Annotated in this window: 1 protein-coding gene; it reads right to left on the minus strand. The window is 67.8% G+C overall.

Annotation, left to right across the window (positions count from 1 at the left end; all coding sequences use genetic code 11):
- A partial coding sequence (locus CVH10_RS21730; protein ID WP_146143258.1) for a biotin/lipoyl-binding protein occupies positions 1-261 on the minus strand: 261 nt, incomplete at both ends.

Consider the following 261-nt stretch of genomic DNA (forward strand, 5'->3'; position numbering starts at 1 on the left):
AGCGCGGCCTCCGCGATCTTGGCGGTGCCCGCATATTGCTGCTTCTCCTCCACGGAGGTGGAGAGGGTGGTGAGCGCCTCGCGTCGCGCGGCCTGGGTCCGCTTGACCTGGAGGTCCGCCTCCCGGTTCTCGATCTCGGCCTGGGCCGAGGCCACCGCCACCTCGAAGTCGAACGGATCGATGACGTAGAGCACGTCGCCCTTCTTCACCGTCTGGTTGTCGGTGACGCGCAGCTCCGTGATCTGGCCGGAAACCTGGGGG

The sequence above is a fragment of the Halomonas sp. ND22Bw genome (assembly GCF_003011945.1).
Classification (GTDB): Bacteria; Pseudomonadota; Gammaproteobacteria; order Pseudomonadales; family Halomonadaceae; genus Halomonas; species Halomonas halophila.